Source organism: Pseudoalteromonas sp. ASV78 (assembly GCF_047806705.1).
GTDB lineage: Bacteria > Pseudomonadota > Gammaproteobacteria > Enterobacterales > Alteromonadaceae > Pseudoalteromonas > Pseudoalteromonas prydzensis_A.
This window is the reverse complement of sequence record NZ_JBLOPA010000002.1, coordinates 1-15563: the sequence shown is the minus strand read 5'-3', so window position 1 is coordinate 15563 and position 15563 is coordinate 1. Positions and strand designations below refer to the sequence as shown.

14 protein-coding genes are annotated in these 15563 nt (G+C 41.7%); 9 read left to right on the top strand and 5 right to left on the bottom strand.

What is annotated here, in order from left to right; translation table 11 throughout:
• Positions 1 to 38: 38 nt before the first annotated feature.
• A complete protein-coding gene (locus ACMVDV_RS18270; protein ID WP_416159132.1) occupies positions 39 to 1070 on the bottom strand; it encodes an NADP-dependent oxidoreductase in 1032 nt (343 codons plus the stop codon).
• Positions 1071 to 1338: 268 nt separating this feature from the next.
• On the opposite strand from ACMVDV_RS18270, the gene ACMVDV_RS18265 reads away from it, so the two are divergent.
• The 5 genes from ACMVDV_RS18265 (at position 1339) to ACMVDV_RS18245 (ending at position 7801) form a co-directional block, all read left to right on the top strand.
• A complete protein-coding gene (locus ACMVDV_RS18265; RefSeq protein WP_416159131.1) occupies positions 1339 to 1764 on the top strand; it encodes a hypothetical protein in 426 nt (141 codons plus the stop codon).
• 13 nt (positions 1765 to 1777) lie between these two features.
• The gene (locus tag ACMVDV_RS18260; protein WP_416159130.1) at positions 1778 to 2620 is read left to right on the top strand and encodes an SMP-30/gluconolactonase/LRE family protein; all 843 of its coding nucleotides are present in this window, start codon (positions 1778 to 1780) and stop codon (positions 2618 to 2620) included.
• Between the two features lie 4 nt (positions 2621 to 2624).
• Positions 2625 to 3203 (top strand): YdeI/OmpD-associated family protein, encoded by a 579-nt coding sequence (locus ACMVDV_RS18255; RefSeq protein WP_416159129.1) that lies wholly within the window; start codon positions 2625 to 2627, stop codon positions 3201 to 3203.
• A 363-nt stretch (positions 3204 to 3566) separates the two neighbouring features.
• The gene (locus ACMVDV_RS18250) at positions 3567 to 6206 is read left to right on the top strand and encodes a TonB-dependent receptor (protein WP_416159128.1); all 2640 of its coding nucleotides are present in this window, start codon (positions 3567 to 3569) and stop codon (positions 6204 to 6206) included.
• Positions 6207 to 6283: 77 nt separating this feature from the next.
• On the top strand, positions 6284 to 7801 hold the full coding sequence (locus ACMVDV_RS18245; protein ID WP_416159127.1) for a glycoside hydrolase family 10 protein: 1518 nt from the start codon (positions 6284 to 6286) through the stop codon (positions 7799 to 7801).
• Positions 7802 to 7980: 179 nt separating this feature from the next.
• Here the strand turns inward: ACMVDV_RS18245 and ACMVDV_RS18240 are convergent, their stop codons facing one another.
• Positions 7981 to 10722, bottom strand: coding sequence for a TonB-dependent receptor domain-containing protein (locus ACMVDV_RS18240; RefSeq protein ID WP_416159126.1), 2742 nt, complete (start codon positions 10720 to 10722; stop codon positions 7981 to 7983).
• Between the two features lie 197 nt (positions 10723 to 10919).
• Here ACMVDV_RS18240 and ACMVDV_RS18235 point away from each other — a divergent pair, with 197 nt between their 5' ends.
• Positions 10920 to 12125 carry an anhydro-N-acetylmuramic acid kinase gene (locus tag ACMVDV_RS18235; protein ID WP_416159125.1) on the top strand — a complete coding sequence of 402 codons (1206 nt, stop codon included), beginning with the start codon at positions 10920 to 10922 and terminating at the stop codon, positions 12123 to 12125.
• Here the strand turns inward: ACMVDV_RS18235 and ACMVDV_RS18230 are convergent.
• Positions 12122 to 12616 carry a hypothetical protein gene (locus tag ACMVDV_RS18230; protein ID WP_416159124.1) on the bottom strand — a complete coding sequence of 165 codons (495 nt, stop codon included), beginning with the start codon at positions 12614 to 12616 and terminating at the stop codon, positions 12122 to 12124. The two genes, ACMVDV_RS18235 and ACMVDV_RS18230, sit on opposite strands and share 4 nt — an antisense overlap.
• A gap of 298 nt (positions 12617 to 12914) precedes the next feature.
• On the opposite strand from ACMVDV_RS18230, the gene ACMVDV_RS18225 reads away from it, so the two are divergent.
• From ACMVDV_RS18225 to ACMVDV_RS18215, 3 genes are all read left to right on the top strand, one after another.
• Complete coding sequence (locus tag ACMVDV_RS18225; RefSeq protein WP_416159123.1) at positions 12915 to 13379, top strand: TlpA family protein disulfide reductase; 465 nt, start codon at positions 12915 to 12917, stop codon at positions 13377 to 13379.
• Positions 13380 to 13496: 117 nt separating this feature from the next.
• A complete protein-coding gene (locus tag ACMVDV_RS18220; protein ID WP_416159122.1) occupies positions 13497 to 14090 on the top strand; it encodes a DUF4202 domain-containing protein in 594 nt (197 codons plus the stop codon).
• Positions 14091 to 14131: 41 nt separating this feature from the next.
• Positions 14132 to 14638 carry a zf-TFIIB domain-containing protein gene (locus ACMVDV_RS18215; protein ID WP_416159121.1) on the top strand — a complete coding sequence of 169 codons (507 nt, stop codon included), beginning with the start codon at positions 14132 to 14134 and terminating at the stop codon, positions 14636 to 14638.
• A 14-nt stretch (positions 14639 to 14652) separates the two neighbouring features.
• On the opposite strand, the gene ACMVDV_RS18210 is transcribed toward ACMVDV_RS18215, so the two are convergent.
• Positions 14653 to 14889: a hypothetical protein gene (locus ACMVDV_RS18210; RefSeq protein ID WP_416159120.1), complete on the bottom strand. Its 237-nt coding sequence runs from the start codon at positions 14887 to 14889 to the stop codon at positions 14653 to 14655.
• A 106-nt stretch (positions 14890 to 14995) separates the two neighbouring features.
• Complete coding sequence (locus tag ACMVDV_RS18205) at positions 14996 to 15376, bottom strand: VOC family protein (protein WP_304180498.1); 381 nt, start codon at positions 15374 to 15376, stop codon at positions 14996 to 14998.
• Positions 15377 to 15563: the final 187 nt, after the last annotated feature.

The following is a 15563-nucleotide window of genomic DNA, read 5'->3' as shown; positions in this document are numbered from 1 at the left end:
TTGTAAGCGCAGTAATAACTGCGCTTGAAAAATAAAGTTTATAGTGGCTGGTTTACTTGTATTACCGTTTTGCCAAAGTTTTTGCCATCCAGCATATCGTTAAACGCTGATACGGTGTTTTCAAAGCCTGTCACTATATGTTCGCGATAGTGAATTTTCCCTTCACTTAGCCACTTTTGCATATCGGTTGCAAACTCATCATAACGATGGCCATAATCGTCAAAAATAATAAAGCCTTGCATGCGAATTCGCTTAGTGAGAATTTGCCCCATTAGCGCGCCCATACGATCTGGCCCTTGTGGTTGTTCAGTGGCATTATATTGTGACACTAAACCACACAATGGCACCCGTGCTGCGGTATTCAGTAAAGGTAATACGGCGTCAAACACTTTTCCGCCCACATTTTCATAATAAACATCAATACCCGCATTACAGGCTGTGGCTAATTGCGCGGCAAAGTCATCGCTGCGGTGGTCAATACAGGCGTCAAAACCAAGCTTTTCAACCGCGTATTGGCATTTCTCATTGCCGCCAGCAACACCCACAACTTTACAACCTTTGAGCTTTGCAATTTGCCCCACTGTGGCACCAACTGGGCCGGTTGCAGCGGCAACCACCACAGTTTCACCTGCTTTTGGTGCACCTATATCTAATAGCCCCATGTAAGCGGTAAAACCTGGCATGCCCATAATGCCTAACGCATAAGAAGGCTTGCTTGGCTCTTTCCCGAGTGGCATTAATCCTTCGCCGTTTGAAATAGCGTATTCCTGCCAGCCAGTGTAGGCTAATACCCAATCGCCCACAGCAAATTTATCGTTAGTTGATTGCTCAATTTGGCACACAGTTGCACCTACCATTACATCACCAATAGCTACAGGTTCGGCATATGATTTGGCATCGCTCATACGGCCGCGCATATAAGGGTCGAGTGATAAATAAATAGTGCGTAGCAATACCTCGCCTTGCTGTAGCTCTGGTAGTTGCACGCTTTTAAGTGCAAAGTTATCAAGAGTTGGCGCACCATGCGGGCGAGATTGAAGGGTAAATTGCTTATTTGAGATAGCTTGCATAATTATTTTCCGTATCCAGTTAAGAGTGAAGGCTGCATAACGACTGTAAAACTAAATGCGCAGTGGTTATGTACTTTGCAGCGTGTTAAATACTTAAATCATGAACTTAGGGCAGAGCTTTATAAATTCAACAGTTAGCATAGGTTAGTTTATCGCTATACGGAGAATCATTTTTGCAGCTGTGCAACAGTGGCACTATTTGCTGCCATTTTGGAATCAGTTGTGTTAAAAATAGCCTTTAAATTGATGCTGTTAACGAGGGAATGAAATGAAAATACACCCATTTATGCTGTTAGCCTTGATGATCAGTGGCTTAAGTTGTTTTACTACACAGGCCAGTGATGAAGTATTGTCAGTTGATCAGGTTGCGCTGCAAGGAATGCCGTTCAGTTTTGCAAATGATGCCAAAGTAAGGCCAAAAAACAGTGACTTTACTGTGGTTAACTCTGTGCTGATGAGCAGTGAACAAGGCCGCCGAGTCGCAGTGGTAACAATTCGTAATGATGCCTCGGGTTCGCGTATTTTACAGGCCGAGCATATTATGGCGTTATTTGCCGATGGCAGGCGAGTAGCACCTATGGCACTGGCTGATAATATTAAACTAGATGATGGCGAACAGCGCTCATTAACGCTGTCGTTTGGCGAAGATAATTTTCCCATCTTAAGTATCTTCACCAGTAATAATTTAAATTAGGAATAATAATAAAATGAAAGCGATGATCTGTGGATTAAGCTGCGCGGCACTTTTTAGTGCTACCAGTATTGCGCAGCACAGCAAGGAGTTTGTGCCTGATAATGTGTTTACTCAAGGCATAGAAGGCCCAGTGTTCTATAAGCAGCACTTATACGCGGTTAATTTTGCTGAGCAAGGTACGATTGGCAAGGTTGATAGCAATGGTAACGCCCAGTTATTTATTAAGTTGCCAAATGACAGCGTTGGTAATGGTTTGCAATTTGATAGCCAAGGTAATTTATACATAGCCGATTATGTCAATCATAATATTTTAAAAGTGCCAGCAAATAGCCAAAGTGTTGAGGTGTTTGCTCATAATAACACCATGAATCAACCGAATGATATCGCCATCACCAAGCGCGGCGCGTTGTTTGCCAGCGACCCAAACTGGGCAAACAGTACTGGTAAATTGTGGCGTATAGATGCCGATGGCAGTACGCAATTATTAGAAGAGAATATGGGCACTACCAATGGTGTGGCGGTCAATAACGATAATAGCAAGCTCTATGTAAATGAAAGCGTGCAGCGAGTTATTTGGCAATATGATCTTGATAGCGAATTAAACATTAGCAATAAACAGCCGCTGATTAAGTTTGCTGATCATGGCATGGACGGCATGCGCGTTGATAACCAAGGTAACCTGTTTGTGGCGCGTTATGGTGCTGGCGTGATATTAAAGATCAGCCCCGCAGGGACTGTGTTACAAACCTATACGTTAACAGGGCAACATCCAACCAACGTGGCGTTTAACGATGGGCAAACCAAGCTGTTTGTCACTATGCAAAAACGTGGTGCGATAGAAGTGATTGAGCTGTAAAAAAATGGCAAAAATTGAACCGTCTAATATCAAGTCTTTTGCAACAACTGCGAGCTTTTATAGTTGGCTTGCAGAAAATCATTTTGATTGCGCAGAGCTATGGATGCAGATCTATAAACAAGGATCTGCGCAAAAATCTATAAATTGGCAAGAATCTGTCAAAGTCGCGCTTTGCTGGGGCTGGATTGATGGTATTAAAAAATCCTTAGATGGTGATTCATATCTACAGCGTTTTACTCCCCGTAAAGCAAACAGCATGTGGTCAAAACGCAATACCAAATACGTAGCACAGTTAATTGAAGATGGCTTAATGCAAGAAGCCGGAATGATCCCAGTGCGTTTGGCAAAAGCCGATGGTCGCTGGGATGCCGCTTATGCAATATCGGCAGACATGCAATTCCCGGACGATTTTTTACAGGCATTAGCTGCTAAGCCAGAGACACAAGCGTTTTTTGACACATTAAGTAAATCAAACAAGCATATCATTTACCATGGGTTGAGCTCGGCTAAGAAACCAGAAACTCGTGAGCGCCGCCTTAACAAATATTTGCTGATGCTCGACAACCAGCAAAAACCGCAGTAGTTACAATATCTTATACGCCTTCTAAGCGATTGACAATGTAGTTCACGTTGCCAACTCTGCGCTAACCTAATTTAAATTAACCTCAAAATTCGTCATAGAGTTGATTACATTTTTAATTATTATTATTTTTCAGTGGTTTAAGTTTTTATGAAGATAGCGATTAAATGACGGTATAGCCACGATAGGAATTATAAATTGTAAAAATGCATTATTTAAGGAATAAATTATATTGACCTTGTGTGTTTTTTTGACTAAGTTAACAGCAGGTAACAAAACTATAACTTATGTCTTGGTTTAACAACGTTAAACCAGTAGTAGCCGTACAAGTACTTTGCAATATAAAAAAGGTTAAATGCTTATACTATGAATAATAAATTCCACACAATTACAACTCAATTCAAAAAATCATTACTCGCCACTTTGGTTATTTCAGCTTCTAGTACGGCTTTTGCTAATGATACAGAGCAATTAGAGAAAGAAAACTTAACAAAAGAAGATATCGAACGGATAGAGGTAAAAGGCTACGCCGCGTCTGTTGAGAAGAGCCTTAATATGAAACGCTTTGCTAACAGTGTTGTCGATGCCGTATCTGCAGAAGATATTGGTAAATTCCCCGATCAAACGGTAGCCGATGCCCTGCAACGTATTCCGGGTGTGCAAGTTGAAAAAGACCTCGGCGGAGAAAGTGACCGAGTAAGTATTCGTGGTACAGCACCTCATTTAAACATTACCTTATTAAATGGTCAGAGTGTTGCTTCAGCGACGGCATCGGCATCTATCACTCGGCCATCACGTGGCTTTAACTATTCACTTTTGCCTGCAGAATTAGTTGATACTTTAGAAGTGTTTAAGTCAGCTGAAGCTGATGTTGATGAAGGTTCAATTGGTGGCACTGTGGTGGTTAGAACACGCAAGCCACTGGACAGTGAATCTAACTATGCAGCACTGTCAGTGAAAGCATTTCATTTTGAAAATGCCGATGAAACTAAACCCTATATTTCAGGCTTATACTCTTGGAAAAATGAAGATGAAGACTTTGGTTTTAATGTGGGCTTTGTGCGCAAAGAACTCGCCACCCAAAGAGACAGTAAAGAAGTAAGGTTTGGTTACCGTAGTACAGATGCCAATGGTGATGGCGATAATGAATATTATCCTGGGGCTGTCGGTTATAACCGCTATGCCAGTGATTCGGATTTAAATACCCTTACGGCTACCTTGCAATACGCACCTTCAGCAAATTTAGATATCGTATTTAATAACTTGTATTCAAAATCTGAGCATGAATCGTACGGTACTTATTCGAGTGGTTTTATATTACAAAACATTGGCAATATTGAGCAAGCCGATATTGTCGATGGTACTGTGGTCGCGGGAACGTTACCGGCCCATAATAATTTAGGCTATTACGGCAATGCCGGATACCAAGGTGAATTTAAAACTCAAGCTCACGATATTAAAGTTAGCTATGAACAAGATAACTACACACTGACAACACAGTTTGGCTATAGTAAAGCTGAAGGCGCAGTCAGTGATGTATATTCAGAGTACTATGCAAACACAGAAGCTTCTTACAGCATTGAAAATGGCACCCCTGAGGTTACATTATCAGATTCTCTTACGCCTGCTGATTATCGCTTAGACTACAATCATAAAAACGATATAGCGAATGATTCAGATGAGAAATATGTGCAATTTGATTTTGAATATCGACTTGATAATGATTACTTTACGGCGATAAAAACTGGGGTTAAATACCGCGAGCACAGTAAAGCTGCAAATTTAATTAAAGCAAATTACCCTAAAAAGGGGGCTGATGGCAGTACGAATAATTTAGGCCAGTTTGCAACGACCACAGTTAATGATTTTATGGGCGGTGAGAATGCCATCTTATGGCAATTTGATAATGCTGCTTACAGTAAATGGATTGCAGAAACCGAACCATCAACAGCGCCGTATGAGCACCTAGATTACACATATGACTTGCAAGAAACCATTACAGCTGGCTACGTTAAAGCATTATTTGCATTCAGTGATGTTCGCGGTAACATAGGTGTGCGAGCAGTCAAAACTGAGGTTGACTCGCAGTCTTTACAATATACTGGCCGCAGTTTTGATCCGCAAAATATCGAAGAAGTTGGTTTTTCTACTAGTTATGATGACTTTCTACCGAGTTTAAATATTGCTTATGATTACAGTGATGAGATCATCCTGCGCTTTGCTGCAGCAAAAGTGATGTCTCGTCCTGATTATGATTTTTTATCCGCGCGTAAAAGTGGTTATTGCACTGCAGCAACAGGCTGTAAGGGTAATGAAGGTAATCCTGATTTAAAACCATATCGCGCTTCGCAATATGACTTGTCAGCTGAATGGTATTTTAATGAGTCATCTATTTTATCGTTAGCTTACTTTTATAAAGATATCGATTCATACATTACAAATAGCACCGTTGATAAAGAGTGGCTGTGGACCGACCCTGATACTGGTATTGAAGAGCTACGTACCTTTTTAATCACTCAGCCGTTAAATGGTTTAGGCGGCGAAAACTCAGGTTTTGAAGTTAATTATACGCAAAAGCTAGGTTATGGTTTTGGTATTCAAACTAACTATACCTATTCTGATGCAGAGCTTGAGCAAACACCAGAGCAAGTTGCTGCTGGCGAAGAGGCCGTCCTGCCTAATAACTCGGAAGATACCTTTAATGCCACTGTGTATTACGAGAACATGGGCTTTAGTGCAAGGGTTTCATATACTTATCGTTCTGAATACTTTTACACAACTTATTTAGGGCTAAATCAGTACATTGATGACTTTGGTCAATATGATTTGAACCTTAGCTACAATGTGACTGATAACCTGAATGTGGTATTTCAAGCCATTAATTTAACAGATGAAGACCAACGTTCAATGTCAAGTAACAGCACTGGCATGTCAGATAGCAACCGCCCACTGGCTATCCATAATTATGGCCGTAGATTCTTACTGGGCGCGCAGTATAAATTTTAATTCCCCCCCGCCATATACGATATAAATAGCCGATAGTCCTCACTATCGGCTATATTTTTTCACTTGTTAGGAAATAAATGATGCATCGAGTAATTCTTTCTCTGCTCATAGCTGTTACTTTAATCGCTTGCCAGTCCGCTCCGTTAACACCTACTACTAAAAAACAAGCTAACCCGTTGCTTGCAACTATTCATACAGAAGACGTTGTTCGTGAATTTCGTGCCGCATGGGTCGCGACTGTTGCAAATATTAACTGGCCGCAGCAACCTGGCCTGCCTGTCGAAGAGCAAAAACGCCAAGCAATAAAAATATTAGATACGCTGCAAGCAAATAATTTTAATACAGTGATCTTTCAAGTACGGCCTCAAGCAGATGCCCTTTATCAAAGCTCGACTGAGCCATGGTCTTACTATTTAACTGCTAAGCAGGGGCAAGCGCCTGAGCCCTTTTACGATCCATTGCAGTTTTGGATTGAACAAGCACACAAGCGCGGTTTAAAGCTACATGCGTGGTTCAACCCTTATCGCGTTCATCACCCATCTGGCGGCAGTGTCAGCGAGCAGTCAATGAGTATGCAGATGGCAGAAGATGTCGTGCAGCTTAAAAATGGTATGCACTGGTTTATTCCAACTAATCAGTCTGTTATTGATTATAGTATTGCGACCTTATTAGAATTGGTAAAAAACTATGACATTGATGGCCTTCACTATGATGATTATTTTTACCCTTATCCTTCCTATAACGAGGGTGAAGACTTTCCTGATCATAGCCAATATTTAAATTATCAACAGCAAGGAGGTAAATTAACTAAAGGTGATTGGCGCCGAGCTGCCGTGAATCAATTTACTAAAACGCTCTACGAGCAAGTAAAACAGCAGAAGCCACATGTACAAGTGGGTATTAGCCCATTTGGGATATATCGCCCTAAGCAACCGGCTACTATCCGTGGTTTAGATCAGTATGAAAAGCTCTATGCCGATGCCAAACTATGGCTAAATGAAGGCTGGCTTGATTATTTTACTCCGCAATTATATTGGCCGATCAACCAATACTCGCAAAGCTACCCATTATTAGTTGCGTGGTGGCAATCGCAAAATACTCAACAGCGTCATTTATGGCCTGGTATCAACACACTGATAGCAAATACGGATGCCGGAATAGACGAAGTAGTTAACCAAATTATGATCAATCGGGCGATGCTTAATAACTCGCCTGGCGTTGTATTTTGGAATGTAAAATCATTAGAAAACCCTGACTTTTCTCAGGTGATAGAAAAGGGCGTGTTTCAACATCAAGCATTACTGCCGCTATCAAACTGGTTACCAGCTCAGCAGGTGAGTAAACCTACCGTGAGTTATAACCAGTATGCACAGGAAACAAAATTGAGTTGGCATCATGCGCAACCTGAGCATGTATTTAAAACCCTTGTTTATCTTAAATATGGCGATGATTGGCAGTATAAAATCTATCCAGCAATGATGCGCTCAATCACAGTTGAAAATAACAACAATGGACAGCCACTGACAACTATTCTAGTTGTTGCAGTAAGCCGTGATGAAGTGCTTAGCGAGCCGATGGAAGTACAGCTTAAGTAATGTCTTGTTTGGCAAGTAAGGAGATAGGCAATAATTACTATGAGCAAGCCTACTCTGATTAATTTAAGGTTTCTATCGCGCAGGATAGGCTAGATAAAAATTAAACCAAGAAAAAGCGCACCGGGCAGGGTGCGCTTCAAGGGTTTAATCCTGTGTTGCTATAGGCAATTTGGGATTAACTAAAAACTCGGTGAGTAACGAACGGCAACGCCCACGGTGCGGCCAATCACACTATAATCACTAACAGTATTAAAATGGTTTGCGCCGATGTCAGGTGTTGGTGGTGCTTTATCAAATAGGTTATCGATACCAAAGTTAACCGCGATGCTGTCACTAGCTTGCCACGATGCAGCAAAGTCCATGTAATCTTGCGCATCGATTGTTTCTGATCTATCTACAGCATAGTCGACTTCGCCAATTCTGCGCCAGCCTAATTGGAAGTTCATCGTGTCTAGCTGCCAATCAAAGGTAGCACGGTGCTTATAGTCAGCTTGTAAAATACTGGCAAAATCCCCTGAACACGCGCTGCCATAAGTACCTTTACAATCAACTTCGGCAACCGTGCTGTTATTTTGGCGAGTTTGCTTGGTTACAAAGTTACCTTGGTATGAGAATCGAAACCGGCCACCTAACTGCATTGGCGCATCAACTACATAGTTAGCAGCTAGATCAATACCGGCTTGCTCAATCGCAGCAAGGTTAAAGTCATTTACGATTGCAGTGCTGATCAAGCCGGTATTAGGATCGCGCAGTACAGCGCCACATAATGGGTTGTTCGGATTTGGATCGTCGATATAACAGCTTTGCAATGCCGCAGCGGGTTGAATTTGGCTTACCGCATCGGTTACGCGAATACTGTAGTAATCAAGTGATAGGTCAAAACCCTCAATATAACTTGGGGTATAAACCACCCCTAAGGTATCTGATTCTGCTTGTTCAGGCTTGATATTCGGGTTACCGCCGTAAGTATACTCGGCCGTGGTTGAATCAAATTCAGTGCCAGCAGGCGGTGCGCCAAATGCTGCACATTGCGCTGCGTCCCCCGTACCTAGCAAGCATGGATCGCCATTAAAGCGACCTGCAAAGCGTGGCACAAATTGGTCACTGTTTTGATCAAATAAAGCTAATGATAACCCCGTGATCGGACTTGCGAATTCGCCTAAGTTTGGCGCTCTAAATGCTGTGAGCTTATTAGCACGAATACGAATGTCATCGTTAATTGCCCAGTTTATGCCAAGCTTATAAGTGTCTTCAGCTTCGGTGTTTGAGTAATCAGAAATACGGTAAGCACCTTCAAAACTAAGTTCTTTGGCAAATGGCATATCAATTAGAATTGGCACTAAAATTTCTGCATAAAACTCGCTACTGTCAAAGCTGGCATCCATATCAAACGCGCTTACTGACGCAAAGCTAGTGCCGTTTCTAAACGCATCACCTGGGGTTTGTTTACCGGTTTCTTTACGGTATTCATAACCAATTGCAAAATCAACATAGCCTGCTGGTAGTTCAAATAATGCGCTTGAGTCCCCCGATAAGGTGGCGGCAAACACGCTCTGAGTACGCTCGCGGGTGGTGTAAAGGAGTGGATCGCTAAATTCGCTTAAATCTAAATTAGGATCGAAAATATCCATGCTATTGGCAATACTGGCAAAGCGACTATTGCCACTGTTATCTATTTTATAAGCATTGTTGTAAATTGTAGCGACTTCATCGGTTTGACCGTATTGACCATAAATGTCATAACGTAAGTAATCGTTAATATCGCCTTTTAAACCCAGTTGAAATTGCAGTGAATCACGCACCGCTTCGGTGTTTTGTACACCTAAACCTAAGTTACGTTCAACATTGACTAGCGCATTGCCATCAGCATCAAAGCTCAGTTGTTGGCGTAATTGATCAGGAATGTATTGGTTATCTTCAGTTAGCGTCACTTGCTCGTTAACAAGGATAGGCGTTTGGCCGCTAGCGCCGGCGCCATTGACGGTAACTTTTGAATACATAGCACGGCCGTAAATGATTGCGCTATCGCTGGCATCAACATCAAATAATAACCCAGCAGAGAATCTATCCATTGGCTGAGTTAGGTAACGGTCGCCGGTAAAGTCACTGGTTTGACGGTCGCTCACGACTTGCCCTGCGTCATCAATCGCTAAACTATTGCCGCTGGCAACGTCGGTATAAAACCCGCCACTATTGATCATGGTTGCGCCATTCTCTAAGGCATAATCACGTTCACCAGCAAGTAACTCTTTACGCTGTGAATAACCAAGGTAGCCAGTAATATGGCCACGACCATCGGCTATATCGCCACCAAAAATGGCTTCAAAATTAAGTTTTTCATTGCCACCATCGGCTGTTTCATAACTGCTTGAAAACTCTGCGCCGGTGAAATTATCATCCAGTACAAAGTTGACCACGCCGGCAACCGCATCGGCACCGTATACCGCAGCAGCACCGCCCGTTAACACATCAACACGTTTGATCAAACCAGCAGGAATCGTATTAACATCTACTGAGTTACGAAAACTAAACGGTACTGCACGGGTGCCATCAATAAGCACCAGCGTACGGTTTTGACCAAGGCCACGTAAATCAATGGTTGATGAACCAAATGAATCGCCCACTGTAGCGCCGGTACTATTTGCACCCGCTGCTGCTTGTGGCAACTTAGCGGTAATGTCTTCAACATTTACAGCACGATCTAAATGTATTTGTGTCTCGTCAACACTCACCACAGGGCTACTAGACACTAATTCAGTGCGTTGAATACGCGAACCTGTCACAGTGATCACTTCAGGTTTCTTTTGCTCAACAGTTTGTTCTGCGGCTAATAATGCCGGGCTGGTTGTAGTAATAATTGCCAATGCAATAGGAGACAGTAAATGCAGTGGCCGTATTGAGTTATGTTTGCAGTATTTCATTGTCGATTCCCGTGGTTATGTATTTTTTGCTATTATGGGTGTTGATCTCGGTACACTTAGCGTGTTGATTAGTTTTAAAGCATTTTTAACGTGTTTGCAATAATTATTCTTCCAATATTTAAAGTTAAGGTATAAAGTATTCCTTGTGGTTTGACGCGGTTATAAAAAATAATATATTGATTTAAAAGGTAAATATCATGCATCAGCATATATTAAAGCTGTATAATAGTGCTAAAAAGCAACAAAGATTGATAATTGGTCTGATGAGTGGCACATCACTTGATGGCCTCGACGTCGCGTTGTGCCAAATTTCAGGCCAAGGTATGGAGACCCAAATTGCAGTCTTGGCCTTTGAAACCGTTGATTATGACGATGACTATAAGCAAAAAATAAAAAAGGTGTTTGCCAAGCGAGAATGTGACCTTGAACTGGTCACTTTATTGCACCCTTGGGTAGGTACGTTACACGGTAAAATGGTGAACCAGTGTTTAGCAAAATGGAATATAGCCGCGGCTGACATTGACGCAATCGCCAGTCATGGGCAAACAATTTATCACTGTCCGAACAGCCAACATAGCCAAGCTGATTTTAAGCATGGCACCTTGCAAATCGGTGATAGTGACCATGTAGCGGTAACTACCGGTATTACCACGATTGGCGATTTTCGCCAAAAACACATTGCTGCTGGTGGCGAGGGGGCACCTTTAGCGGTGTATGGCGATTACTTATTCTTTACCAGTGCTGATGAAAACCGTATTTTGCTCAATATGGGCGGCATTGCTAACTTAACCTACTTACCAAAATCTGCCGATGCCAGTGCGGTGTTTAGTTCAGATATTGGCCCTGGTAATACCATTATGGATGCGTATATACAGCGTTACTTTGCGCCACTGCATTATGATAAAGACAGTCAAGTTGCAGCTCAAGGTACGGTTAATCAAGCCTTGCTGACAGCGCTTTGTGATAATGAATTTTTTAGTTTGGCGTTGCCAAAAACCACTGGGCCTGAAGTATTTAACTTGCAATACCTAGCACGTGCGCAAGCAGCAACTAATACCACAGAGCTCACCCATCCAGATGTTATGGCCACCTTAAATCGCTTTTCAGCCCAAGTGATTGCTAACGCTATTAATGATTGTAGTGCAAAGCTTGATAATGTTGCGGTTTATGCAAGTGGTGGTGGAATTCATAACCCATTACTTATGCAGCATATTTTATTTTTATGCCCGCAGTTACAAATGATCAAAAACACCCACGCATTAGGCATTGATCCCGATGCCAAAGAAGCGGTGTTATTTGCTATTTTAGCAAACGAATGTTTAGCGGGAGGGCAGCAACGTTTTGGTAATCAAGCGCAAGGCATACCCACTATCACTATGGGTAAAGTGAGCTTTGCTGATTAAAAAAGTGATAAAAATGAACTACTAAAACTGGTCATTAATTGGCGCAGTGAATGACTTTTAGAAACTAGAGCCTGTTCGTATTGTGGTATATAACCTGCGCCATATTCCTTGATTGCGACATCAAATTCAGCACTGTCTTTGAGGGTGGCATGTAAACCATGCAGCATTAATTGCAGCACATATTCGTCGCTTTCATCGCTGATAGTTATTTTTTCAAGTGTCAGCGCTACCGTACCGGTTTCTATATCGAGCTGACGCAGTGTGTATTGTATAAAGTAACGAGCGTCACGCGCTGCTATATGTGTTGCACTTAACGAGATAATGTCGCCTTCATGCGCATCTTCAGGTAATACACAAAGCAGTGTAATTTCATGCTGTGCGTTTGCATTTAGATGCAGCGTATCGTACTCCATAGTATGTGCCATGGCAGCTGATAGCGGATCTTCAAAAGATTGCAGTGCAAAGTTCAAGCGCACTAAAGGAGTGGTCATTAAGGTCAGTCGTCTTTTCTAAGTTAATTAAATCGAATGGAAATTATCCTATATTTTAATTGCAGATTTATGACTAAATTGAATGAATTCTCATCGATTTTCACTTGTTGAGTAGAAACAATGCAGTATCGTTTGCTAATAAGTAATATCAAACTGCTAAATTTTAGAACGATAAATTTATAAACCATTTTTAGCATCGCTTTAATAATTAAGCTGACTTGTTTGCCTGTGTATAAAAGCACTCGTAATATACACGGATTTGGGTATAGTCAGGTTAAAATAAACCGTTGAGATCATTATGTTTAAACGATTAGCGCTACTATTATCACTTTGTGTCGTTTCTTTTTTGTCAGTTGCTGCAGATAACAAGCCGTTTGCAGGTCAGATCAGCGCCGCAGATTTATTGAGCGAGTATCCTAAGTTTGCCAGTGAATATGAAAAATTCACCCCAACATCTGCAGATACACAGGCAATGCAAGCCCTTGCGGGGAAAGATATTTTTGTGCTATTTGGGGCATGGTGTCACGATAGTCAACGTGAAGTGCCACGCTTACTTAAGCTACTTGATAACGCCAACGTGGCATTAGCAAGTTTGCAATTGGTTGCTGTGGGTTATGATAAACAAGATCCTGAAGGCATCGCTGGGCGCTATCAGTTGAAGTATACGCCGACAATTATTATCTCAACAGCAGGCAAGGAACTCGGGCGTTTAGTTGAAAAGCCAACTATCTCTATTGCCAGTGATTTAAGCCAATTTAATTAACTAGATAGCTAAATTAGGGGGGGGATTGTTTTTATGTCGTCCTGTTTTCCTTCTAGCTAATTAGCAACTTGCTGATTAGAATAGAGCTATTAGTTAAATAACAATAACGAGTCACCGATGTTGCAACACGTAATCGCATTAATTGATGAGGCAAACAGCCAAGATCCAAACCAACAGCAGCATAACAATAAAGACTGGCCTAAAGAGCGCTTATACTCAGAGCGGATGACAGATATGCTCAATCGTTTTCAGCCTGATGCCGACGAGTTAATGCATATAGCAGTTCGAGCGCAGCACATTAAACGCTGGTGTTCACCGCGAAGTGATTTTCCGCTCAATAAGCAAGGTTACCACCAATGGCGTAGCGCCTTATATATTTTTCATGCTGATACTGTGGTTGAATTAATGCAGCAAGCGGGTTGCTCTGAAGCCCAGCAGCAACGAGTGTATAATGCGGTGGCAAAAAAACAGATTAAGCGTAATCCTGACAGCCAGTTAGTTGAAGATATCGCAAGTTTAGTGTTTATCGAGCATTACATGTTGGCGTTTGCGCAAACTAAACCTGATTATGATGAGCAAAAGTGGATTGGCATTTTACAACGTACGTGGCAAAAAATGTCTACAGAAGCCCACAGTTTCGTTTTGGCGGGTAATGTTACTTTACCAGCGCCGTTAGTACCGTTAATTGAAAAGGCACTTGCACCGAGTTAATATCTCACTGGAATGAGTAAGCAAATGCTAAGGAGCTGGATATGCGCTGCCCAAGGACAAATATAGAGCTCACTAAACTAGTGGTCGGGGAGATCGAGGTTTTCTCATCCGCCAATGGCGGGGTATTTTTTGATAATCGCCAGATTTTTAATTTTAGTGATCCATCCTTAAAAAGAGCGGTGGTACTTGCTGAGCATTTGGCTACTTTACCTGACACTGATGTTGATTTAACTGCACGAATTAATTGTCCTAAGTGCCCGAATATCGTGATGATGCGGCGTTTTTTCACACCTCTTCATGTGGTCGAAATTGATGAGTGCCCAAGCTGCGCAGGTATTTGGCTAGATCCAAGTGAGCTGCATAAAATTCACGAAAATCACTTAACAGTGAAAGAAAAGCAATTACTAGTGAACCAGCAAGCCAATAATCATGGTTTTACACAATTTGAAATACCGACTAATCGATTTAGCCAGCGCGGTATTAAGAAAAGCCATAATAGAAATACCGAAAGCTTAGTTGAGCTCGCTTTAGCTTCGTTTTTGGACTAATCCAGCGGAGCAACTTAGTCTTGGCTAAGTTGCTGTTTTACGTTTTGTACTTTCGCTAAAGTTTGCTTATCAACAATCACAGGCAATACCAGTTCCATATTCTCTAATGTCGTGGTGATTTGCTTTTTCAACATTGCTTTATTTTCATTCTGCATAACGTGAAGAGTTTCAGTTGTTTGTAGTTTTACTTGCTCACTTAATAATACTTCATTAGGGCTTAGTAACAGTAATGTCAGTAGTAGTGTATTCATCGCCATCTCCTTATTTAAATTACCGCTAAGATAAGGAAAATTGATGACAGTTGCGTGTGGCTTATATTGCTACAAAGTTAAACTTTAATGCTGTTTTGATGAAGGACTAGGCTTGTATTAAGCAAATCAAGGTACCTTCAATGGCTCGTACGTAGGCATAATATTGAGTTTCTCTATAGCTTGGTGGGCAAAGTGGCTCTGCACCCGCCAATACCGCTCTATCATAGCTTTCGCTGAGCTCACTACAGCTAAAGCGCAGTTCAAAACCTAGGGCAGGTTGCTTAGGGTGGGCACGAATGTAGCCTTGTTTAAAATGAGCTTGTGCATAAGGGTGATTAGCAAATGCTATTTTGACAGCACCTGTTGCAAGCTCACCATATTCGGCATTATCACTGATTGATGAGGTACTCAAGCCAAATGCTTGATAATAAAAGTCCAAGGTTTCTTCAACGTTATCAACATAGATAACTTGACTGATTAATTCCATTCAATACTCTATTTAAGTTTACATCTTCTAAATAAAGCACAGTTTCCTAAGATTTGCGACACAAGGTAAAACTAAACACTTAAATTTGTTTATAAAAAAACCTTGTAAGGGCGTGCCCAACAAGGTTTAATTTTTACAGCTTACAGCTTACAGCTTACAGCTTACAGCTTACAGCTTACAGCTTACA